General features: G+C 76.8%; 1 protein-coding gene. It reads left to right on the top strand.

The window, feature by feature from the left end:
• The coding region (locus tag L0P92_RS44840; protein WP_234768861.1) for a heterodisulfide reductase-related iron-sulfur binding cluster at positions 1-557 on the top strand (557 nt) is incomplete at both ends.

The raw sequence follows: 557 nt of genomic DNA, 5'->3' as shown, positions 1-557 counted from the left end.
GGTCCAAGGGGGCCGAGGGGGGAGTGGCGGTGGCTATGGATCCGGTCTCGCTGCTCCGGGGCCGCGGGCGGGTCTGCTGCGGGCTGACGTACGTCTCCACGGGGCAGTTGGACCGCGCCCGCGCGGTGCTGCGCCGCACGTTGGACCTGATGGAGCCGGTGCTGGAGACGGCCGCCGCCCCGGTCGTCGTCCTGGAGCCGAGCTGCGCCGCGGCCCTGCGCTCGGACCTGCCGGAGCTGCTGCACGACGATCCACGGGCCCGCCGCCTGGCCGACCGTGTGCTCACCTTCGCCGAGGCCCTGGAGCGGCTCGCCCCCGACTGGACGCCGCCCCGCGTGGATCGGCCGGCGGTCGGGCAGACGCACTGCCATCAGCACGCGGTGCTCGGCGACACGGCGGACCGCCGGCTGCGCGCGGCCGCGGGGCTGAGCGGGGAGCTGAGCGGCGGCTGCTGCGGTCTCGCGGGCAACTTCGGGTTCGAGAAGGGGCACTTCGAGGTGTCGGCGGCGTGCGCGGAGGAGCAGTTGCTGCCGGGGGTGCGGGCGGCGGGGGAGGGG

Origin of the sequence: Streptomyces muensis, from assembly GCF_021474425.1 — a bacterium.
In the GTDB taxonomy this organism is placed as follows: Bacteria; Actinomycetota; Actinomycetes; order Streptomycetales; family Streptomycetaceae; genus Streptomyces; species Streptomyces muensis.
Note: the sequence above shows the minus strand (reverse complement) of the source record. Positions and strands in the feature narration are given on the sequence as shown.